This window comes from Bradyrhizobium sp. SZCCHNR1098 (genome assembly GCF_032489375.1).
Taxonomy (GTDB): domain Bacteria; phylum Pseudomonadota; class Alphaproteobacteria; order Rhizobiales; family Xanthobacteraceae; genus Bradyrhizobium.
Map to the genome: position 1 here is coordinate 23,291 of NZ_JAUEXY010000010.1, position 22,118 is coordinate 45,408.

At 65.4% G+C, this 22,118-nt stretch carries 19 protein-coding genes; 8 read left to right on the top strand and 11 right to left on the bottom strand.

Annotated elements, in window-relative coordinates:
• Positions 1-102 precede the first annotated feature (102 nt).
• The 3 genes from QX135_RS21080 to lptF are packed head-to-tail and all read right to left on the bottom strand — an operon-like array spanning position 103 to position 4,876.
• Entirely contained in the window at positions 103-2,613 is a 2,511-nt protein-coding gene (locus QX135_RS21080; RefSeq protein WP_316182524.1) for an LPS-assembly protein LptD, read from the bottom strand.
• Positions 2,613-3,710 carry an LPS export ABC transporter permease LptG gene (gene lptG, locus QX135_RS21085; RefSeq protein ID WP_315739410.1) on the bottom strand — a complete coding sequence of 366 codons (1,098 nt, stop codon included), beginning with the start codon at positions 3,708-3,710 and terminating at the stop codon, positions 2,613-2,615. The genes QX135_RS21080 and lptG overlap by 1 nt, the downstream gene beginning before the upstream one ends.
• Positions 3,707-4,876, bottom strand: a complete 1,170-nt coding sequence (gene lptF / locus QX135_RS21090) for an LPS export ABC transporter permease LptF (protein WP_315749956.1) — start codon at positions 4,874-4,876, stop codon at positions 3,707-3,709. The genes lptG and lptF overlap by 4 nt, the downstream gene beginning before the upstream one ends.
• Before the next feature lie 340 nt (positions 4,877-5,216).
• Between lptF and QX135_RS21095 the strand changes: the two genes are divergently transcribed.
• The 3 genes from QX135_RS21095 to QX135_RS21105 all read left to right on the top strand — a co-directional run bounded on the left by QX135_RS21095 (position 5,217) and on the right by QX135_RS21105 (position 7,913).
• Positions 5,217-6,752 carry a leucyl aminopeptidase gene (locus QX135_RS21095; RefSeq protein WP_315798807.1) on the top strand — a complete coding sequence of 512 codons (1,536 nt, stop codon included), beginning with the start codon at positions 5,217-5,219 and terminating at the stop codon, positions 6,750-6,752.
• Positions 6,753-6,761: 9 nt separating this feature from the next.
• The gene (locus QX135_RS21100) at positions 6,762-7,214 is read left to right on the top strand and encodes a DNA polymerase III subunit chi (RefSeq protein ID WP_315739413.1); all 453 of its coding nucleotides are present in this window, start codon (positions 6,762-6,764) and stop codon (positions 7,212-7,214) included.
• 204 nt (positions 7,215-7,418) lie between these two features.
• Positions 7,419-7,913: a hypothetical protein gene (locus QX135_RS21105; RefSeq protein WP_315777511.1), complete on the top strand. Its 495-nt coding sequence runs from the start codon at positions 7,419-7,421 to the stop codon at positions 7,911-7,913.
• Positions 7,914-7,979: 66 nt separating this feature from the next.
• Here the strand turns inward: QX135_RS21105 and QX135_RS21110 are convergent, their stop codons facing one another.
• The 3 genes from QX135_RS21110 to QX135_RS21120 form a co-directional block, all read right to left on the bottom strand.
• A complete protein-coding gene (locus QX135_RS21110) occupies positions 7,980-9,848 on the bottom strand; it encodes an ABC-F family ATP-binding cassette domain-containing protein (RefSeq protein WP_316182521.1) in 1,869 nt (622 codons plus the stop codon).
• Between the two features lie 51 nt (positions 9,849-9,899).
• Entirely contained in the window at positions 9,900-10,091 is a 192-nt protein-coding gene (locus QX135_RS21115) for a hypothetical protein (protein WP_315739415.1), read from the bottom strand.
• A 189-nt stretch (positions 10,092-10,280) separates the two neighbouring features.
• Complete coding sequence (locus QX135_RS21120) at positions 10,281-10,556, bottom strand: sulfur globule protein precursor (protein WP_315739457.1); 276 nt, start codon at positions 10,554-10,556, stop codon at positions 10,281-10,283.
• Positions 10,557-10,842: 286 nt separating this feature from the next.
• On the opposite strand from QX135_RS21120, the gene ndk reads away from it, so the two are divergent.
• Both ndk and QX135_RS21130 read left to right on the top strand, forming a co-directional pair.
• Positions 10,843-11,265 carry a nucleoside-diphosphate kinase gene (gene ndk / locus QX135_RS21125; RefSeq protein WP_315739416.1) on the top strand — a complete coding sequence of 141 codons (423 nt, stop codon included), beginning with the start codon at positions 10,843-10,845 and terminating at the stop codon, positions 11,263-11,265.
• Between the two features lie 82 nt (positions 11,266-11,347).
• Positions 11,348-12,205 carry a TerC family protein gene (locus QX135_RS21130; protein WP_315780470.1) on the top strand — a complete coding sequence of 286 codons (858 nt, stop codon included), beginning with the start codon at positions 11,348-11,350 and terminating at the stop codon, positions 12,203-12,205.
• A 37-nt stretch (positions 12,206-12,242) separates the two neighbouring features.
• On the opposite strand, the gene QX135_RS21135 is transcribed toward QX135_RS21130, so the two are convergent.
• Entirely contained in the window at positions 12,243-13,328 is a 1,086-nt protein-coding gene (locus tag QX135_RS21135; RefSeq protein WP_316182518.1) for a substrate-binding domain-containing protein, read from the bottom strand.
• Between the two features lie 118 nt (positions 13,329-13,446).
• On the opposite strand from QX135_RS21135, the gene QX135_RS21140 reads away from it, so the two are divergent.
• Both QX135_RS21140 and QX135_RS21145 read left to right on the top strand, forming a co-directional pair.
• On the top strand, positions 13,447-14,934 hold the full coding sequence (locus QX135_RS21140) for an aldehyde dehydrogenase family protein (RefSeq protein ID WP_316182516.1): 1,488 nt from the start codon (positions 13,447-13,449) through the stop codon (positions 14,932-14,934).
• Positions 14,935-15,300: 366 nt separating this feature from the next.
• Positions 15,301-15,723: a globin family protein gene (locus QX135_RS21145; protein WP_315755728.1), complete on the top strand. Its 423-nt coding sequence runs from the start codon at positions 15,301-15,303 to the stop codon at positions 15,721-15,723.
• A 7-nt stretch (positions 15,724-15,730) separates the two neighbouring features.
• On the opposite strand, the gene ppx is transcribed toward QX135_RS21145, so the two are convergent.
• From ppx to QX135_RS21165, 4 genes are all read right to left on the bottom strand, one after another.
• The gene (ppx, locus tag QX135_RS21150; RefSeq protein WP_315739460.1) at positions 15,731-17,230 is read right to left on the bottom strand and encodes an exopolyphosphatase; all 1,500 of its coding nucleotides are present in this window, start codon (positions 17,228-17,230) and stop codon (positions 15,731-15,733) included.
• 42 nt (positions 17,231-17,272) lie between these two features.
• A complete protein-coding gene (locus QX135_RS21155; protein ID WP_316234263.1) occupies positions 17,273-19,468 on the bottom strand; it encodes an RNA degradosome polyphosphate kinase in 2,196 nt (731 codons plus the stop codon).
• Positions 19,469-19,592: 124 nt separating this feature from the next.
• On the bottom strand, positions 19,593-20,270 hold the full coding sequence (locus tag QX135_RS21160; RefSeq protein WP_315739421.1) for a DnaA ATPase domain-containing protein: 678 nt from the start codon (positions 20,268-20,270) through the stop codon (positions 19,593-19,595).
• 58 nt (positions 20,271-20,328) lie between these two features.
• The gene (locus QX135_RS21165) at positions 20,329-20,883 is read right to left on the bottom strand and encodes a CDP-alcohol phosphatidyltransferase family protein (RefSeq protein WP_315739423.1); all 555 of its coding nucleotides are present in this window, start codon (positions 20,881-20,883) and stop codon (positions 20,329-20,331) included.
• 155 nt (positions 20,884-21,038) lie between these two features.
• Between QX135_RS21165 and purM the strand changes: the two genes are divergently transcribed.
• Entirely contained in the window at positions 21,039-22,112 is a 1,074-nt protein-coding gene (gene purM / locus QX135_RS21170; RefSeq protein WP_315755726.1) for a phosphoribosylformylglycinamidine cyclo-ligase, read from the top strand.
• Positions 22,113-22,118: the final 6 nt, after the last annotated feature.

A 22,118-nucleotide genomic window follows, 5' to 3' on the forward strand; every position in this document is an offset into this window, starting at 1 on the left:
CCAAGCTTCGCTGTCGCTATTGATCCAACTGGAAACCGCGCCACGGCTCCCGACGAGGGACTTTCGAACCCCACGGAGCGGCCCGTCGGAGACCGGCGCGCGCTACTGAAGGCCCCCAGCCCCGGTTCCCGTGGACGAGGAATTGGCCAGCGTCCGGAGTCCGATCTGGAGCATATAGGCATGGCTCAGAACGGGGGGAGTGGTGCCTGCCGTATAGTTATACGACGTTACATAGTTGGCGGCCAGCACGAAACAATCATCCACATAGCCGGCGCCGATCACATACTGGTTGATCTTGTTGGCTGCCAGATCCCAGCGCGCCGCACCCGTGACGACCCAGTTCGGCGCTACCTTGACCGAGCCGCTGCCCAGGATGCCTTCGCGCCGGTCGAGATAGCCGAGCGCCGGATCGGCGGCATAGTTGCCGTAGGTCAGGGCCACCGACCAGCGGTCGAAGTTCGCCTTGGCTTCCGCCTCGAAGCGCTGGATGTTCAGGGTCTGCTGGTCGAACCGGCTGCGCATGCTGAACGTGTAGGTGCGGTTCGGCGAGTAATCGACACGCGCCACGTAGTCCGAGACGTTCTTGTCCAGGCCGGAGCCGATGGCGGTGTTGTTGGCATCCTGCACCGCGAACGAGTTCATCCCGAACAAATGGTAGGACTGGCCGAACAGCACGTTGATGGTGCCGCCGCGGTCGAACTGCGTCGTCGCCTGGACGCCGACATTGGCGCGGCCGCCGCCTTCGACGCGGTCGTAGCCGGAGAACTTGTCGACGCTGAACAGGTTGCTGGCGTCGAACACCATGCTCTGGGCGTCCTCGTTCGGCAGCCGGCCGGCGTAGGTCTCGTTCGGTCGGATGATCACTTGCGCGATCGGCTCGATCGTCGTCGTGCCCCACGGCTGAACGTTGATGAACGGGTAGCGATATTCGAGGCCGACCGTCGGCATCAGCCGCAGCGCCTGGGTGTCGCCGGTCTGCAGGAAGTTGCCCACGCCCGGCTGGTTCGAGACGTTGGCGTTGATCGCATCCGCGCGCAGGATCGCGAACGGCGTCCAGATCTGGCCGTAGGGATCCGTGAACGACCGCCGCCACTCCGCCTGCGCAGTCAGGCGGGTGTAGGTGCCGGGCGTGGCGCGCAGCAGGCACTGGTTGGGCAGACGCGCCCGCGGATCGGCAGACACCGTCGTACACAGCCCGGCGGTGTTGGCGGTGGTCGTGATCGGATCGAACACCGCCGTCTGGCGGCTCAGATTGACGAAGTTGGTCTTGTAGCTGAACTCGCCGCCGAACACGGGGTAGTTCAGCACGTTCGAGTAATCCAGCACCGGATAGACCACCGGCACGGTCTGCTGGTTGCCCGAGAAGCTTAGATAGTGGATCGCCCTGACGTCAAAGAAGCTGCGACTGCCAACGCCGGTCAAATACAGCTGCGAGATCGCCTCGGTCGGCAGGCTCATGAACGAGTTGAACGGGTCGCGGTACTGCGCCAGCCGGTAATCCGACAGGAACATGTAGTCGGACAGCAGGATGCCGTCCCAGCCCCAGACCCATTTGTCGTTGAGCGCGAACTGGCCCTTGGTGTCGACGCCGCCGCGGAATTGGCGGTTGCCGGGCTGGCCGGCGAAGGCTTGGGGGTCGAGCTGATCGATGCCGTACAGGCGCACCTGATAGCCGCCATTGCTGAGGCGCTGGCGGAACTCGGTCTGCAGCAGCACGCCCTGCTTGGAGGTGATGCGCGGCGTGAAGGTCGCGTCGTAATCCGGCGCGATCGCCCAGTAATAGGGGATGTCGACGCCGAAGCCGTAGCCGCCGGTCTGGGTGACGCCGGGCATCAGGAAGCCGCTCTTGCGCTTCACGGTCGGATCGGGCGTCGAGAAGTAGGGGATGTAGGCCAGGGGAACGCCGAAGAACTCGAGCTGGGCGTTCTCGAAATACAGCATCTTCTCGGTCTGGTCGTGGATGATGCGCGCACCCTTGACCTGCCACAGCGGCGGCTTCTTCGGATCGTCCTTGCAAGGCGCGCAGGCGGTGTACACGCCGTTCTCGAAGACGGTGTAATTCCCCTTGGAGCGGTCGGCGCGGGTCGCCGCCATCCGCGTCTGGTCCTCGGTCTCGACGCGCAGCGAATCGACGAAGCCGTCACGATAATCGTCGGACAGGTCGAGGCTGTTGGCGTAGGTGATCTTGCCGTCGGCGTCGGTCATGCGGATGTTGCCTTCCGCATGCAGACGCTTGGTCTTCTGGTCGTAGATCACCCGGTCGGCCTCGACCGAGGTGCCATTGTAGAACAGCTGCACGTTGCCGACCGCCGACACGCGCGAGTTGTTGTAGTCGTAATCGACCTCGGTCGCCTGCACCAGCATCTGGTTGTCGTTGGCGACGCGCGGCGGCGGCGCCTTGGGCGGGCGCGGATTGTAGGTGAAGCCCTGCGCGGCGGCAGGACTCGGCGCCACGACCCCGGTCGCAGCCGCAACCATCAGGCCGAGCCCGCAGGCCAAAACGAATCCAAGCACGCCAGACCCGGCGCGACGCACGCGCACGCAACCGCGGCGCGCAACGGCATGCTGCCGAAGCGCGGCGAGCGCTGTCTGACGGACGGCAACGAACGACACTAGCCGTCCTCCTGGTAGAGCAAAGCCATGAAACCGGTGAGGCCGCCGACGAACACCGGCAACCACGCCGCAGCGATCGGATTCATCAACTCAGCCTTGCTCAAATCTTCAGTTACTTTCGACAGAACGTAGAGCAGAAACCCGGCGCCCACGCCACTCAAAACCATTTTCTGTACGCCACCCATTCGGAAGAACCTGAGCGACACGGACGCAGCCAGCATGACCATCGCAGCCAGCAAAAACGGCTGCGCGATCAGCTTATGATACTGCAGTCGGTACCCCGCGGTCGCGAAGCCTGAGCTCTCCGACGAACGGATGTATGTCGGCAGTTGCCAAAACGACACAGTTTCGGGGGTGGAGAAGCTGTTTCGGACCTGCGCCGGCGTCAGGCTGGTCGGAAGAATGAACGTCGGTTCGTCGACAGGGGGCGCATCGAGGGAGAATCGGCGCACCGAGCGGAAGACCCACCGGCCTTCTTCGAGGGTCGCCTCGCGGGCTTCGATTCGCTCCTTGAAGTGCTTGTCCGTATCAAAACGGAACAGGGTCAGTCCGGTCAGGCGGACGCCCTGCTGCTCGCTGCGGGCGGCATTGATGATCACGGAGCCGTCCGGGTTGATCTGGTTGAGCCAGAAGCCGGCCGCATCCTGCACGCCGCCGCCGGGGGCCGCGCCGAACAGCTCGGCCTCCATGCGCTTGGAGAGCTCGCGCAGATTGGCCGACATCGGGTTGTAGAGGGTCGTGGCCATCAGCCCGAGCACGATGGCGCTTGCCAGCGCCGGCGCGATGAACTGCCAGGCGGAGACCCCGGCTGCGCGCGCCACCACGAGTTCGAGCCGGCGCGACAGCGCGAGATAGCAGGTCATGGCGCCGATCAGGACGCAGAACGGCATCATCTTCTCGAGCAATTGCGGCACCCGGAACAGCGACGTTTCCGCCACCATCAGCGCCGAAGCGGAGGCGAGCCCGGAGGTCTTGCGCACCATCTCGATGTAGTCGACGAGCACGAGCAGGATGAAGATGCTCGCGAACACGCCGACCGCCGAGACCAGGAAACGGCCGGCGAAATAGCGCCCGAGCGTGTTGGTGACCATGCTCATGCGGTGGCCGGCCTTCCGAACAGGCGTGCGATCCGCGCGTTCGAGCGGTTGATGGCTTCCATCAGCCGCGCCGGCGGCTCGACCACCACGCCGCCGATGATGATCCAGATGCTGAGGCCGAGCACGCCGAACAGCATGAGGTACTGCACCAGCGCCGCCATCGGCGTCTTCACCGTCATGACCGAGCAGGCGAAGCCCGCCATGCGGACGCCGAACACGGCGAGGATGGCGCTGCCGAACGAGAAGTTGCGGCTCTGGCGTGTCGTCCGCGGCGCGCCCAGGAATGCGAAGGTGAGGGCCGCGAAGGCGAACGGATAGATCGGCGCCAGGAAGCGGTCGTGCAATTCCTGGCGGAATTGTCCCGGGATCTGCTTGTAGATCGGATCGTTCTCGGCGGGGGCCATCAGCTCCCAGAGATAGCGCTCGCGGATGCCGAGCGTGACGTCGCGGCCCTGATTCGAAAACTTCGACATGTCGAAGGCGTAGCGGGCGAACGCGACCATCGCCGGCTCGCGCTTGCCGAGCTCGAAGCGTTCCAGATTGCCGTCCTCGAGCACCAGGAACGAGCCGTCGGCATTCTTCACGACGGTGCCCTTCTCGGCGATGATCGTGATTCGCTCCTTGGGGTCGCGGCGGTCGTCGATCAGGATGCCGGACAGCTCGCCGCCGGGTTGGCGCTCGCGGATCCGGATGGTCAGGTTCTGGTCGAGCTGCGCGAACCGCCCGGGCTGCAGGATGTTGGCGAGCACGTCGGCGGTGATCTCGGCATCCCACTGCTTGATCCGGCGCAGGCCGTCGGGGGCGAAGAACGCGGCGATCACCGTCACCAGCACGGCCACCGCGCAGGTGGCATAGGCGAACGGCACGAACAGCCGGATCGGCGACATGCCGGCCGCGTTCATGACGATGATCTCCGAATCGGTCGCGAGTTTGTTCAGCGTATGCGAGACCGCGATCATCAGCGCGATCGGCGCGATGACGCCGAGCAGGGAGGGAATCACGAGCCCGGTGATGCCGAGGAAGGTCAGGATCGTCTGGCCCTGGCTGGTCATCAGGTCGATGCCGCGCAGCGCCTGCGTAATCCAGATCACGCCGGTGAGGCTGACCAGGACCAACGCGAACGACGCCAGCGTCGTGCGAAAGATGTACCTGTCGATGGACCCCATCGTCTGCGCTCGATCCCCAATCAGCAGTCCCGGAACGAGCGCTGCAGCCCCCCTTGAAACGGGTCCCCCCAAGGCCGCTGTCGCCGTGACGTTCCAAGAGCAGTGAATATCATTACCATCTCATTGATCCGTCGACAAAATGGCTGTGGCGTGGCGCCCCGAAAATACGGTCAAAATTTCATGATTGTGACTGGCCCGCCACGCGGCGCTTGGCAGCCGCGGCCCGGGCAGGTCATACTGCTGCCAAGTTGGGTTCCGAACTGCCGCCATCCGCGTCTGGTCCTTGAGGTTTTCGGCCGGACGTGGCGGCTCATCACGTCGAAATTTGGAGGATTGCTTGATGTCCGACGCCGTCAAGGTCGGCTTCGTCCCGCTATCGACCGCCCCGCGCGGCATCGTGGTGGCGTTCTGCGATGACACCCTGCGACTTGGAGTCGCGACCGAGAAGGCGCTCGGGGGAGCCTCGGACCTGATCAAGCGCGCGGCCGCCGCAGCCCGGTTCAAGGGCAAGGACGGCGCGGTGCTGGACCTGCTGGCTCCTGAGGGAATCAAGATTCAGCGCTTGATCGTCATTGGCACTGGCAAGGGTTCAGACCTTAAGGACAAGGATTTTCTTAAATACGGCGGTACTTTAGCCGGAAAGTTGAACTCCGGAACTGAAGCGGTCGCGGTGCTGGCCGAGTTGCCTTCGGGACCGCTGTTGCCGGATCAGGTCAGCTCGCTGGCCACCGGGATCCGGCTGCGGGCCTATCGGTTCGATCGCTACAAGACCAAGAAGAAGGACGAGGAGGGCGCCGTCAGCGCCAATGTCTCGATCGCCGTGGCGGATGCCGCGGCGGCCAAGAAGGCGTTCGCGCCGCGGTCCCACGTCACTGACGGGGTGATACTGGCGCGCGATCTCGTCAACGAGCCGCCGAACGTGCTCTACCCGGAGGAGTTCGCCAAGCGCGCCGCCGCCTTGCGCAAGCTCGGCGTCACCGTCGAGATCCTCGACGTGCCTGCGATGAAGAAGCTCGGCATGGGCGCGCTGCTCGGCGTCGGCCAGGGCTCGGCACGGCCGAGCCGCACCGTCGTGATGCACTATAATGGCGGCAAGCGCGGCGAGCAGCCGGTCGCCTTCATCGGCAAGGGCGTGTGCTTCGACACCGGCGGCATCTCGATCAAGCCGGCCGGCTCGATGGAGGACATGAAGGGCGACATGGGCGGCGCGGCCTGCGTGGTCGGCCTGATGCATGCGCTCGCCGCGCGCAAGGCCAAGGCCAACGTGATCGGTGCCATCGGCCTGGTCGAGAACATGCCGGACGGCAATGCGCAGCGTCCAGGCGACATCGTCACCTCGATGTCGGGCCAGACCATCGAGATCATCAATACCGATGCCGAGGGCCGGCTCGTGCTCGCCGACGTGCTCTGGTACGTCGCGACCAAGTTCAAGCCGAAGTTCATGATCGACCTGGCAACCTTGACCGGAGCGATCATGGTCGCGCTCGGCACCGATCATGCGGGCCTCTTCACCAACAATGATGATCTCGCCGACAAGCTGTTCAAGGCGGGGCAGGAGACGGGTGAGAAGGTCTGGCGCATGCCGCTCGGCCACGAATACGACAAGCTGATCGATTCGCAGTTCGCGGACATGAAGAATACCGGTGGACGCCATGGCGGCTCGATCACTGCTGCGCAATTCCTGCAGCGCTTCGTCAACGACACGCCGTGGGCGCATCTCGACATCGCCGGCACCGCGATGGGCGCGCCGAAATCGGAGATCAACCAGAGCTGGGGATCGGGCTATGGCGTCCGGCTGCTCGACCGGCTGGTGTGGGATTCCTACGAATCCAAATCCGACGCCAAAGCTGAAGCCAAGTCCGGCGCCAAGGCGTGACGCGGGACGATGACAGAAGTCCTGTTCTACCATCTGCAGAACATGACCATTGAAGGCGTGCTGCCGCCGCTGCTCGAGAAGTCGCTCGAGCGCGGTTGGCGCGTCGTGGTGCAGTCGACATCGGAGGAGCGCGCGGATGCGCTCGATGCGCATCTGTGGACCTATCGCGACGATTCGTTTCTGCCGCATGCCACCTGGCGGGTGGCCGATGTGGCCGACCAGCCGATCGTGCTCGCGGTGGAAGAGAGCAATCCCAACGGCGCAAACGTCCGTTTCCTGGTGGACAACGCGCCGCTGCCATCGGACTCGCACAGCTACGAGCGCATGGTGCTCGTATTCAACGGCGATGATGCGGACGCGCTCGCGGCTGCGAGATCGGCGTGGACCGATTGCAAATCGCGAGGATTCGAGGTCACCTACTGGCAGGCGGATGAGCGGGGGCGTTGGCAGCGCCGGCAATGATGCGGAAGTCCGTGAAGCGCCAATGATGGCAGCGCGGCGCGATTCATGATAAACTGCTGATTTACCGGCAGAGCGTTGGCAAAGTCACGAACGTGCCGCAAAGTGATGTTGGGACAACACGTTAGAGTGTCCACAGGTTGCAATTCAGCAAGGTTCATCGTGCGAGACCACAACAAACAGCTGACGCGCGCTCTGGCGTTCCTTGTGCTTGCCCCGGTCGTCGCCGGATGCTCGAGCACGCCCGATTTCCTGTCCAAGGACACCGAGTGGTTCAACCGGCCGCAGCGCCTGTTCATCAGGAACATCTCGATCGACGCGCCGCCGCTGACGCCGGATAAGCCGGTCACGGCTGAAGACCTTGTGAGCGCCGAAGGCGCGTGCCCGGGCATGGCGCCTGCGGCCGGTGCTGCGGGCGCGAACGCGCTGGCGAATGATCCCGCCGCCGCAACGCCGGCCGTCGGCGGCACCGTCGCACTCGGCCATACCGAATGCGACGTGGTGCGCGGCATCGGTGCACCCGACAACGTCAACGTCTCGAGCAATGGCGGTGAGCGCGTGGCCACGGTGACCTGGCTGCGCGGCGCGCGCGCCGGCGTCTACACGTTCAGCTCTGGCCGCCTGACCTCGGTCGAGCGAGCGCCCGATCCGGGACCCGCGCCGAAGACGGCCAAGCCGAAGGCGAAGAAGCGCGCGACCTGAGTGTGCGCTGAAGTTGCCGAGAGAGTAGTTCGTCGGACGAACGTTGGTTCGTCGCGGATTGCTCGATCAGCCGGTTGCCTCGTCATACAACGTGCTCGCTTCCAGCCATTGCTCCTCGGCGCGCGCCAGCGCGTCGGCGGCATTGGCCCGTGCCTTCGACAATTGCGCCGCCTGTTTCGGGTCGCGTGTGAAGATGTCGGGCAGCGACAGCGCGCCGTCGATCTTGGCGATGATCTCGGTGATGCGGGCGATCTCGGCTTCGACCGCCGTGATCTTCTGCTTCAGCCCGCTCCGCCTGTTGTCGCCGCGCGGCCGCTCTGCTTTCTCGGTCACCTGCGGACGTTCGGTCTCTCGGGTGCCGGCGCCGCTGCGTGACGACAGGACCATGCGCCGGTAGTCATCGAGATCGCCATCGTAGGTCTTCACCGTGCGGTCGGCGACGACCCAGAGGCGGTCGGCGCAGGCCTCGATCAGATAGCGGTCGTGCGAGACCATGATCACGGCGCCGGGAAATTCGTTGATCGCTTCGGCGAGCGCGGCGCGGCTGTCGATGTCGAGATGGTTGGTCGGCTCGTCCAGGATGATCATGTTGGGGCCGAAGAAGGTCGCGAGCCCGAGCAGCAGCCGCGCCTTCTCGCCGCCCGACAGGCTCTTCACCAGCGTGTCGGCGGCCTTGCCGGAAAACCCGATCGCGCCGGCGCGCGCGCGCACTTTCGACTCCGGCGCGTCACCCATCAGCTTGCGCACGTGACTATACGGCGATCCGGTCTCGTCCAGCTCATCGAGCTGGTGCTGGGCGAAATAGGCGATCGACAGCTTGTCGGCGCGCGTGACCTTGCCGGAAAACGGTGTAAGCCGGCCGGCGAGGAGCTTCACCAGCGTGGACTTGCCATTGCCGTTGGCGCCGAGCAATGCGACGCGGTCGTCATTGTCGATGCGTAAGGTGACGCGGTTGAGCACCGGTTGCGCGGGGTCGTAGCCGACCGAGGCGTTGTCGACCGCGATGATCGGCGGCGACAACAGTCGCTCCGGTGCGGGGAACGTGATCTCGTGCACGTCCTGGGTGACGAGCGCGGTGATCGGCTTCATCCGCTCCAGCATCTTGACGCGGGACTGCGCCTGGCGCGCCTTCGAGGCCTTGGCCTTGAAGCGCTCGACGAAGGCCTGCAGCCGCGCGCGCTCCGCCTCCTGGCGCTTGACCGCCTTGGCATCGAGCATCTCGCGGGTGGCGCGCTGCTCCTCGTAGGAGGAGTAGCTGCCGCGGTACAGCGTGAGCTTGCAACGGTCGAGATGCAGGATCTGGTCGACGGAGGTTTCCAGCAGATCGCGGTCATGGCTGATCACGATCACCGTGCGCGGATAGTGCGCCAGGTGATCCTCGAGCCACAGCGTGCCCTCGAGGTCGAGATAGTTGGTCGGCTCGTCCAGCAGGAGCAGGTCGGGTGCGGCGAACAGCGTGGCCGCGAGGGCGACCCGCATGCGCCAGCCGCCGGAGAATTCGGCGCAGGCTCGCGCCTGATCCGCGGCGGAAAATCCGAGGCCGCTGAGAATCGCGGCCGCGCGCGCCGGGGCGGAATGCGCGTCGATGTCGACGAGGCGGGTCTGGATCTCGGCGATACGGTCTGCGTCATGGGCGGTCTCGGCCTCGTGCAGCAGCGCGTGCCGCTCGAGGTCGGCTCGGAGAACCACCTCGATCAGGCTTTCGGGCCCGCTCGGGGCTTCCTGGGCCAGGCTGCCGATGCGCCACCGCGGCGGCACGCTGATGCTGCCGGTCTCCAGCGACAGTTCGCCGCGGATCGCTTTGAACAGGGTGGACTTGCCGGTGCCGTTGCGGCCGACCAGCCCGACGCGCGCGCCCGGCGGAATCTGCACCGAGCTCTGGTCGATGAGAAGCCGTCCGGCGAGGCGGATGGAGATGTCGGTGATGGAAAGCATGCGCGCCTTGTCACCGCGCGCGCGGCCAAAGGCAACCGCTTTGTCGCGGTCTCAGCGGCCGGATAGGCTCGTCCCGGCCTCGTCGCGCTTGCGCAACTCGTTCATCAGGTCCGCAAGGGAAGCCGGCAGGTGAGAGCCGTCCGGCGGCAGGCTGCGTTGCAGGCGCTCGCCGACGGCCTCGCAGATCGATCGGCTGGTCTTGCGATCGAGCGCCTCGCTGAAATTGGCGGTGCGGCCAGACATGACGGAATTCCAAGAGCAGTTGCAGGACGATGCCGTAACAAGTCGTGGCCGCTCGATTTGTTTCCGGCTCCTGACCGGAATACCCCGAAATGAGGTTGAAACTGCACAAAAAAAGCCCCGGCGTGGGGGAGACGCCGGGGCGATGCGAGTTCGGTGCGGCGGGGGGCGGGTGCCGCGCCGAGGCTCGTATCAATAGCAGCGGTTGATCAGGCGCCAGCGCGGTCCCCACGGGGTCGGAACCACGCGGCGCACATAGCAGCCGCCATAGCCGTAGCTGTAGGCCGGGCCGCCGACGAAGAAGCGGGGACCGTAGAACGGACGGTGCCAACCGCCATGCCAGCCGCCTCCATGCCAACCACCGCCATGCCAGCCACCGTGCCAGTGAGCCGAGGCGGCGGTCGGGGCGAGGGCGGCTGCGCCGAGGGCAACGGCGGCCGCCGCGATGAGGGAGAGTTTGCGCAACATGATCGTCTCCTGGATGACAGCGTTGGTGGCGCCGAAATTGTCCGACGGATGAGGCTGGGAGAGGGCGGCCACCGGAACGCTGCTGGCTCGTCCTCGCCCGATACCGAACACGTTAAGACATGACAGCTGAATGATGGTCGCACGAACCCTTCAGGCTATGTTCAGAAACGTGAAATTGTCGTAAGGCGTTGCGCCTCCGGGCTGGGTCCCGGTCGCTTGCCGTCGACCAATCGCGTCGATATAAGCCCGCAACCCACCCAAATCCCGCACCTCCAAGGACGACATCATGGCGATTGAGCGCACCTTTTCGATTATCAAGCCCGACGCGACCGAGCGTAACCTCACCGGCGCGATCAATGCGCTGATCGAGAAGGCCGGCCTGCGCATCGTGGCCCAGAAGCGGATCCGCATGACCCGCGACCAGGCCGAGACATTCTATGCCGTGCACAAGGCGCGGCCGTTCTTCGGCGAGCTGGTCGATTTCATGATCTCCGGCCCGGTCGTCGTCCAGGTCCTCGAAGGCGAAGGAGCCATCCTGAAGTACCGCGACGTGATGGGCGCGACCGATCCGTCGAAGGCCGCCGACGGCACCATCCGCAAATCGCATGCGAAGTCGATCGGCGAGAACTCGGTGCATGGCTCGGATGCCGCCGAGACGGCTGCGGTCGAGATCGCGCAGTTCTTCGCCGGCAACGAGATCGTCGGCTGAGCCATGATCGCTGCGGCGGAGCCTCGCTCCGCCGCATGCCGACGTGCTCAATCTTCGTTGAACCGATCTGAAAGGCTTGGCCGTGAACTGGCTGTCGCAACTCGCTGATCCCGCCACTTTCGGCCATTTGCTCGCTCAATTCGAGGCCGACCTGCAGAGCCCGGGCTTCTGGCTCGCGCTCGGCAAGATCGTCTGGATCAACGTGCTGTTGTCGGGCGACAATGCGCTGGTCATCGCGCTCGCCTGCCGCGGCCTGCACGGCAAGCATCGCGTCTGGGGCATGGTGGCCGGCTCCGGCATTGCCGTCGCACTGCGCATCGCCTTTACCGGCATCGTCGCCACCCTGATGGCGCTGCCCTATCTGAAGCTGATCGGCGGGCTGGCGCTGATCGTGATCGCCGCCAAGCTGCTGGTGCCCGAGGACGAGAACGACGAGATCGCAGCCGGCACGACGCTGTGGCATGCGGTCCGCATCGTCGCGCTTGCCGACCTCGTGATGAGCCTCGACAACGTGATCGCGGTGGCTGCGGCCGCGAACGGCCAGGCGTCCCTGCTGATCATCGGCCTCGCCATGAGCATCCCGCTGATCATCGCGGGCGCCGCGCTGATCATGCTCGTGCTCGATCGGGTCCCGCTGCTGGTCTGGCTCGGCGCGATGTTGCTCGGCTGGGTGGCCGGCGAGGTGATCGCGACCGATCCCGCGATCGAGCCGATGCTGCACCATCTCCTCGACGGCACCGTGGTCATCAACATCGAGGCGACCTCGGCGCTGTTCGCCGGCAAGACCAATCTCGCGAGCCACGTCGATGTCATGGAGACGCTGATGTCGCTGATCGGCGCCGGTGTGGTGCTGATCGCCGGCTCGATCTGGCGCGGCCGCGCGCTGCAGCGTCAGGCCGAGAGCGAGCTGGTGCCGGCGCGCGGCGTCGATCTGCCGTAGCTGATCGTCAGGACGCGTCGCATCCGACCGGGCGGCGTCAGGACGCCGCATCCAGCCGATCGAGGAATTCGCGAACGGTGTGGACCGATCCCGTGGCGGCTGGCTGGTAGCCGGGCAGGGCGGCGACGGCGCGATGGAATTCGTCGCCCTTCATCACCTCGAGCACCCGCCGCATCGGGTCGGTCTCCAGAAACGATTTATGGCAGGCGAAGAAATAGTCCTCGGTGAGGATACGGATGAAGTCGAGTCCGAACTGCCGCGCGGCGGCCTCGACGCCGAAGCAGACGTCGGCCATGCCGCTCGCGACATAGGCGGCGACGGCTGCATGGGTGAACTCGATCTGCTGCGCGCCATTAATGCGCGCTTCGTCGATGCCTTGTGACGCGAGCAACTGATCGAACAACAGGCGGGTGCCGGAATCATGATCGCGATTGACGAAGCGCGCCCTGCCGTCGGCAAGATCGGCCAATGAACGGATGGACAGCGGATTGCCGCGCTTGACCATCAGCCCCATTTCACGGGTCACGAAGCTGATGACGCAGTCCTGCTTGGGATCAAGCCAATCCCTGCAGGCCTGGATGTTCTGGGCACGCAGCTCGCCGCGCGGCAGATGCAGTCCCGACAGGTCGCATTCGCCTTGCGCCAGCGACGCCAGCGAATGCTGGCTGCTGACATAGCGGACATCGACCCCGACGCCTGGCTCGCGATCCAACAGCTCGCGCAGCTTGGCGACGGCAAAGCCGTGGCTGGCGTGAACGCGGATCACGCCAGGATGCGGCTGCAGGAACGGCTTGATCTCGGTCACCAGCTCCTGCGCCAGATTGTCGAGCTGCGGGCCGAGGCGGGCGTGCATGCGCTCGCCGGCCCACACCAGCTTGTCTCCGAACGTGGTGAGCTTCGATCCCTTGCCGCGCTGGGTCTCGACCAGCGGCACGCCGAAGAATTCAGACCACTGCTCGATCAGATTCCAGACGTGACGATAGGACAGATGCGCGTCACTGGCCGCGCTGGTGATCTTACCCGTCCTCCTGATTTCACTGAGCACGCGGAGCATCACGACGATGCTCTGCGGGCCGTCGTCCTTGTAGAAACGCCAGACAGGTTCGATCGCGATCCGCAACATCAGGGCCCGCTTGTGAAGTCGGCTTCATATGACCGCCGGCCATAGGCAACAGATATCATATTTACGAACAGATATTTGTTCTTACCTTCATTGGTATACAACAAACGGAGGAAATATGATGTCGATTGCATATGATTACGAGCGCGGCTCGAGGACGACGTCTTATCTGACGAAGCCGTTCCAGCTCCTGATCGGCGGCCGGCATGTTCCCTCGGTTTCGGGACGCACCTTCACGTCGCTCAATCCTGCGACCGAGCAGGCGATTGCGACGGTCGCCGAGGGCAATGCCGAGGATGTCGATCTCGCGGTCGCCGCGGCCCGCAAGGCCTTCGAAGGGCCGTGGCGAACGATGCGTGCGGCGGAGCGCGGCGCGATCCTTCTGAAATGGACGCAGCTGTTGCGCGACCATGCCGACGAGATCATCGAGCTCGAAAGCCTCGATGCCGGCAAGCCCGTGTCGGCGATCCAGCGCCAGGATCTTCCCGCCGCCATCGATACGCTCACTTATTACGCCGGATGGGCCGACAAGATCAGCGGTGAAGTCGTCTCTACGCGCGATGATGCGCTGACCTATACCGTGCGCGAGCCGGTCGGCGTGGTCGCGGCAATCGTGCCGTGGAATTTCCCGCTGATGATCGGGATGTGGAAGCTCGCTCCGGCGCTGGCTTGCGGCTGCACCGTCGTGATGAAGCCCGCCGAGCTGACGTCGCTGTCGGCGCTGCGGATCGGGGAGCTCGCGCTCGAAGCCGGACTGCCGCCCGGTGTTCTCAACATCGTGACCGGCCCCGGGCGCACCGTCGGCGATGCGCTGGTCAACCACCCCGATGTCGACAAGGTCACGTTCACCGGCTCGCCCGGCGTCGGCCGCGGCATCATGAAGGCGGCGGCCGGCAACTTCAAACGGGTGTCGCTCGAGCTCGGCGGCAAGTCGGCCAACATCATCTTCGACGATGCGAACATCGAGGCCGCCGCGAAGGCTGCGGCCAGCGGCATCTTCTTCAACACCGGGCAGGTGTGCTCGGCCGGATCGCGGGTGCTCGTGCACGAGCGCGTGTATGATGAGGTGGTCGATCGCCTGACTGCGCGGGCGCAGGCGCTGCGGATCGGCGATCCGCTCGATCGCGCCACCTCGCTCGGACCGGTCATCTCCGAACGGCAGATGAAGACGATCCTCGACTATGTCGACATCGGACGCAACGAAGGCGCCACGCTCGTCACCGGCGGCCAGCGCGCGGCCGCCCGCGGCTATTTCGTCAGCCCCGCCGTCTTCGCTGGCGTCACGCACGACATGCGGATCTCGCAGGAGGAGATCTTCGGACCCGTGGTCAGCGTGATCAAGTTCAGGGACGAGGCCGAGGCGCTGCGGACGGCGAACGGCACGGCTTACAGCCTGGCCGCGGGCGTCTGGAGCCGCGACATGGGGCGCGTCCATCGCTTCGCTAAGCGCCTGCGCGCCGGCACTGTGTGGATCAACACCTATGGCTACACCGATGTGCGGCTGCCTTGGGGTGGCGATCGTGACTCCGGACTGGGCCGCGAGCACGGCACGGCCGCGCTGGACAACTTCACGGAGCCGAAGTCCGTCTGGATGAACCTCGCGGTGTGAGCCAGGCGTCGGTTGACGCGGACGGCCGCCATTCGCATCGGCGGCCGTCTGCGCGATCCAACGGATCAGTCGGCCTTGGCGCCGGTCGGCGGCCGGCGTGTCGGCGTCTCCGATGGCCTGTGAGAAGCACGATGGCCGTCGTGTTTGTTGCCGTTGCCGTCTCCGATCGCTGAGTCGGTCAGCAATCGTCGCGGCAGGATCACAAGCCAATCCACAGTGCTGCGGCACGGTGCCGCGCCTTTGACAAGTACCGCAGGGCGTGGTCGTCTGTTTCTTATAATGAACCCGTTCGCGTCGCCGCGACACCACTACGTCGAGCTCCACTGATCGGGCCCTGATTGGAATTGTTTCGAATTGGACTTGCGCATGTTGACTGCAGATGAGATTGCGCACGTCAAGTCGTCGTTCGACTTGGTATTTGCCAATGCTACACAGATGACGACGACGTTCTATGATCGCGTGTTCGAGCTCTTGCCGGAATGCCGCGCGATGTTTCCAGCCGACATGGACGTGCTGAAGCGCGATTTCATCGCGACGCTTGCGGTGCTCGTCGGCAGCCTCGATCAGATGACCGGACTTCTGTCGAGCACCGACATCCTCGGCCGCAATCATGCGCGCTATGGCGTCAAGCCGGAGTACTATCCGGTGGTCGGGGAGGCGCTGCTGTGGAGCCTCGCCAAGGGGCTTGGTCCGCATTGGAATGATGAGGTGGAGCAGGCCTGGCGCAAGGTCTACGGCATCATCGCCCAGCGGATGATCGCAATTTCGGTCGGCGCTCGGCGGCCCTGATCCGGATCTAGCTGCGCACGATCGAGCCGGAGCGGCCGACGAGACGCGCGAGCTGCTTGAAGCGTCCGCCGACACGGTCGGCGACGAGGTCGACCATCTGGTGCTCGAACACCAGCATCAGCTTGCGATCCTGGGTGCGGAAATGCGTTGCGGGCAGCACGCCGGGCCGCGCCGCCGAGATCAGATGCGCGACGCGAAACGCGGTGCCGAGCAGGCGCGCACGATCGATCTGGGCCGGGCTCAGCTGCTCGGTAAGGGCAGGCGCCGCCGCCTCGTCGCGCAGGCCCTCGTAGCGGAAGAATACGGACAGCGCGACGAAGATGCGGCCCTCGTGGTTGATCGAGCCGAAATTGCCGTTCAGAACGATGCCGTAGGTCTGCTCGCCGCGATGGTCCGGATGCATGCGCCAGCCGATGTCGGACAGCAGGCAGGCGGCGTGCCGCAGCCGGCGCTCGTCCTCGGTCTCGCGCATGTGCATCACGCGGAACAGGCGGTCGGTCCAGTCGATCAGCTCGCGGGCATGCTGGGCCGAGCGCGACAACAGCTCGTTGAGGCCCTGCGCCGCGCAGAGCAGCCCGTCCTTGGCGCGCTCGGCGTCGGGAAGCTTGGAGTAGAGCAGGCCCTCGCGCACGCCGAAGGTCGAGAACACGACCGTCGTCGGCCTGGCGACGCGGATGATATGCTCGAGCACCAGCGCGGCATAGGCAAGCAGCGGGCGCCGCGCCTCGGCGATCGCTTCGATGTCGGCCAGCATGTCGGCGGCGACGAGACGGCGCAGCCGGCGCACGAAGGCCAGCGCATCGGCCGCCGGAATCGCATAGCCGTGCATCACCCCGAGCGGATAGCCGCTCTGGATGATGTGGATGCGCGCCAGCGCGCGCCAGGTGCCGCCGACCGCATAGAAGGTGCGGTTCTGGCCGGCCAGCAGTTGCGGCAGGTCGGTCAGCGCCTCGCGCGCGATCCGCTCCGCCTTCTTCAGCGATTTCTCGGCGAGATCCTGCAGCGCCAGGCTGCCGAGCGGCAGGGTGACGCCGCTGCGGACCTGGTGCCCGCGCACGTCGATCAGCTCAAGTGAGCCGCCGCCGAGATCACCGACGATGCCGTCGGGCTTGTGGATGCCGGAGATGACGCCGAGCGCCGAATAGCGCGCCTCTTCGGGGCCGGTGAGGATCTGGATCGGGGCGCCGCAGATCTTCTCGGCCTTGGCGATGAAATCAGCGCCGTTCGAAGCATCGCGGCAGGCGGCGGTCGCGATGGCATGAACTTGCCCCACCCGCTGCACCTTGCACAACGCGCGGAAGCGCTTCAGCGCCGTCAGCGCCTTGTCGACGGCATCGGCCGCGAGCAGGCCGGTGGTCTGGACCTCGCGACCGAGCCCGCACAGCGCCTTCTCGTTGAACACGGTGACGAGACTGCGTTCCATCGCCTGGTAGACGACGAGACGGACCGAGTTCGAGCCGATGTCGATGACACCGACGCTCGCGGCCCTCGTGCCGGGCCGCTTCACCACGGCATGTCCCGTTGCAGAAGGCCCCGGTGCAGACAGCCCCTATGAAGGAGGGCGTTCATTCCGGCGCGTGAGCCGGCGCGGCGATGATTCCTTGAGCGACTTTCCACGGCCGGACAGACTCGGATTCGTCATGAAGTAATTGTGCAGGTTGAACGGCTCCTCGCCCTTCGCGGCCTTCATACGCGTTGACGACCCATCCGGCAACAATTGCCAGCTCTGCTCGGTGTCCTTGAGGTTCGCGACCATGATCTGTTCCAGAACCTGCTGATGCACGGTAGGGTTCTGAAGCGGGCACAGCACCTCGACGCGGCGGTCGAGATTGCGCGGCATCATGTCGGCCGAGGAGATGTAGACGGCGGCCTTGGCGCTCGGCAGGCCCTGACCCATACCAAAGCAGTAGATGCGGCCATGCTCGAGGAAGCGGCCGATCACCGATTTGACGCGAATGTTCTCCGACAGTCCGGGGAGGCCGGGACGCAGGCAGCAGATGCCGCGCACGATCAGCTCGATCGACACGCCGGCCTGCGAGGCCTCATACAGCGCGTCGATGATGTCGGGATCGACCAGCGAGTTCATCTTCATCCAGATCACGGCGGGCTTGCCCTGGCGGGCGAAGCTGGTCTCGCCGTGGATGTGCTCGATCATGCGCTTGCGAAGCGTGAGCGGCGACACCGCCATCTTCTCGATGTCGATCGGCTCGGCATAGCCGGTGATGTAGTTGAACACCCGCGTCACGTCGCGGCCGATCACCGGGTCGGAGGTGAAGTAGGACAGGTCGGTGTAGATGCGCGCCGTCACCGGGTGATAGTTGCCGGTGCCGGTGTGGACATAGGTCGTGAGGCTGCCGCCCTCGCGGCGTACGACCATCGACAGCTTGGCATGCGTCTTCAGCTCCAGGAAGCCGTAGACCACCTGCACGCCGGCGCGCTCCAGATCGCGGGCCCAGCGGATGTTGGCTTCCTCGTCGAAACGCGCCTTGAGCTCGACCAGCGCCGTCACCGACTTGCCGGCTTCGGCAGCTTCCACCAGCGTGCGTACGATCGGCGAGTTGTTGGAGGTGCGGTACAGCGTTTGCTTGATCGCGACGACGTCCGGGTCGCGCGCCGCCTGCTGCAGGAACTGCACGACGACGTCGAACGACTCGTAAGGGTGATGGACGATCAGGTCCTTCTGCCGGATGGCGGCGAAGATGTCGCCGCCATGGTCGCGGACACGCTCAGGATGGCGCGGCACATAGGGCACGAATTCGAGGTCGGGCCGGTCGACCCGCGTCAGTTGCGACAGCTCGTTCATCGCCAGCACGCCGTCGACCAGGAACACCTCGTCATCGGTGGTCGAGAGCGCATTCTGCACGAAGCGGCGTAGCTCCTCCGGCATGTTGGCCTCGATCTCGAGCCGGATCACCGAGCCGCGACGGCGCCGCTTCAGCGCGGTTTCGAACAGCCGCACCAGGTCTTCGGCCTCTTCCTCGATCTCGATCTCGCTGTCGCGGATGATCCGGAAGGCGCCCTGGCCCTTCACGGTGTAGCCCGGAAACAGCCGGCCGATGAACAGGCCGGTCGCCTGCTCGAGGGTGATCAGGCGGATCACGCCATCCTTGGAGCCGGGGAAGCGGATGAAGCGGTCGATCTTGCCGGGCATTCGGATGAGGGCGTTCATCGGACGCCCGTCGGCGGAGCGGATCAGCTGCAGCGCCACCGTGAAGCCGAGGCTCGGGATGAACGGGAACGGATGCGCCGGATCGATCGCCAGTGGCGTCAGCAGCGGGAAGATGTTGGCGAGGAAGTGGTCCTCGATCCAGGCGCGCTCGTTCTTGGTGACGTCCTGGCCGTCGACCAGCACGATGCCGAGCTCGCCGAGAAACTTGCGCAGGTCGCGCCAGATCGCCTGCTGGTCGATCGCGAGCTGTGAGACGGTCTCGTTGATCAGCTTCAACTGCTCGGTGGGGGTCAGCCCATCCGGGCTGCGCTCGGCGATGCCCTCGCGGACCTGGGCGCGGATGCCGGCGACGCGGACCATGAAGAATTCATCAAGGTTGTTGGCGGAAATCGACAGGAAGCGCACCCGCTCCAGGGCGGGATGGCGCGGATTGACCGATTCCTCCAGAACGCGGCGGTTGAAGTGAAGCCAGGACAGTTCCCGGTTGATGAATCGCTCGGGGCTCGAGGCAATCTCGAAGGACGGCGCCGCGACCGATTCTTTCTCTGAAATTTCAGTAACTTGCTCGGTATCCATCGGAATTCGATCCATATCCATCCAGTCGCGAATGGTCGACCGTAGCCCAATCTGGGTAACCAGGGGATGACGTTGCCGGCACCATTGAGGTTCCGTCACCAACCGCCGTCAAGATGGCCGCCGGTCACAGCGGGCGGAGCAGCTCCGCCGCCAGCGCCCGGGTGACCGGCCGTCCGAGCCGTAGGGACTCGTTGTCCAGCAGCGCGATGGTCTGGCGTGCCGCCGCATAGGAGCGCTCGATGTGGCTTGCGAGATAACTGACCACGGTCTCGTCGATCGCCAGTTGCCGGTCCGCGGCCAGCTTGACGATCAGGGCGCGGAACAGCTGGTCGTCGGGCGGCAGCAGCGTGACGACCGGGACGGCGCGCAGCCGCGACCTCAGATCGGCCAGGGCGATGGGCAGGGCCGCCGGGGCCTCGCGCGCCGTGATCAGCACGAAAGCCTCGTCCTGGCGGGCCAGGTTCAGCAGGTGAAACAGCGCCCGCTCGTCGAGATCGGTTGCCGTCAGATCCTCCAGCACCAGCGCGCCGGTGGCGAGCGCCCCAGGGACCGCGCTCGCCTCGAGGGCATGCGCGGACAGGGATCGGGCTCCAGCCTGCTCGGCCCAGATCGCGGCGAGGTGGCTCTTGCCGGAGCCGTCGGGGCCGACCAGGAACATGGTCCGCGCCGGCCATTCCGGCCAGGCGTCGACCAGAGCGAGCCCGGCCGCGTTGCCTGGACCTTCGAAGAAATTGTCCCGCGTCAGGCTCTCCGCATGCGGCAATGCGAAGGCCAGCTGACGAGGGGGGATATGGCCGGCCAAGGTCGAATTGCTCCGTATCGTGGGGTGCGTGAGGTCAGGACGGGCCCCCAGCGGAGGATCACCGGACCTCGATGGTGCTCATGTGGCGCACCCAGTCGACGAGATACAGCCCGACCGACACGAGGGTAAAGACCGTGACCAGCGCCATCAGCACCACATCGTAGGGCTTTGGCTCGAAGCCGAAGCTGAGCGAGGCCAGCACGAGCGCTGCGAATCCCACCTGGGCGACCGTGTTCAGCTTGGACACCATCAATGGCTTCATCGCGACCGGCCGGTCGAACAGCCAGGACACGATCACCGCCGAGACGATCATGATGTCGCGCGAGACCACCAGGATGACGATCCAGCGCGGGATCGCGCCCCAGATGCCAAGCGTGACGAAGATCGAGACCAGCAGCGCCTTGTCGGCGAGGGGATCGAGCAGTGCTCCCAGTTCAGACCGCAGGTTGAAGCGCTTGGCCAGGAAGCCGTCCACGGCGTCGCTCACCCCCGCGACCACGAAGACCAGAAACGCGATCTCCATCTCGCCGGCCGCAATGGCCCAGACGACGATCGGAACCAGCAGGATTCGACCGAGCGTGATCAGATTGGGGATACTGTGGGGAATGGTCACGCAGCGGGTCCCGACGACAACGATCAAAAGACAACCCGATTCCGAAACAGGGCGAACCGGTACGGTTCCTAGATAGTATGGGGACGAGCCCCTTGCGAGCCATTGCGCGCGGCCGGATTCCGACGTAACCAGCGGCCAGATTAGGGGTTTTTACCATGACCGAGCGCAAGAACGGGCTCACTTATGCAGATTCGGGCGTCGATATCGATGCCGGAAACCGTCTGGTCGATCTGATCAAGCCCATGGTGCGCGCAACCGCCCGCGCCGGCGCGGATGCCGAGATCGGTGGCTTTGGCGGCCTGTTCGACCTCAAGGCCGCCGGATTCAAGGATCCGGTGCTGGTCGCCGCGACCGACGGCGTCGGCACCAAGGTGAAGATCGCGATCGAGACCGGGCTGCATGGCGGTATCGGCATCGACCTGGTCGCCATGTCGGTCAACGATCTCGTCGTGCAGGGCGCCGAGCCGCTGTTCTTCCTCGACTACTTTGCCTGCGGCAAGCTCGACCCGGAGGCGACGGCCTCGATCGTCGCCGGCGTCGCCGAAGGTTGCCGGGAATCCGGCTGCGCGCTGATCGGCGGTGAGACCGCGGAAATGCCGGGCCTCTACAAGGACGGCGACTACGATCTTGCCGGTTTCGCGGTCGGCGCCGCCGAGCGCGGCACGCTGCTGCCGTCGCCGGACATCGCGGCCGGCGACGTGGTCCTCGGCCTCGCTTCATCCGGCGTGCATTCCAACGGCTACTCCCTGGTGCGCAAGATCGTCGCCCAGTCCGGCCTCGGCTTCGATGCGCCGGCACCGTTCGCGCCGGTCCTGACTCTCGGCGCGGCGCTGCTGACGCCGACCCGGCTCTATGTGAAGTCGTGCCTTCGCGCCATCCGCGAGACCGGTGCGGTCAAGGGGCTCGCGCACATCACGGGCGGCGGCTTCACCGACAACATTCCGCGCGTGCTGCCGAAGCATCTCGGCGTCTCGATTGATCTGACGGGCCTGCCGGTGCTGCCGGTCTTCAAATGGCTGGCGGAGCAGGGCGGCATTGCCGAGCGCGAGCTCTTGCGCACCTTCAATTGCGGGATCGGCATGATCGCGATCGTCAAGGCCGAGGCCGTCGATGCGGTGATCGAGGTATTCACCGCCAATGGTGAGCATGTCGCCCGGCTCGGCGAGGTCGTTGCCGCCGCGGGCGATGAGCGCGTGATTTACACCGGCGCCCTCGATCTGGCCCTGTGAGACGAG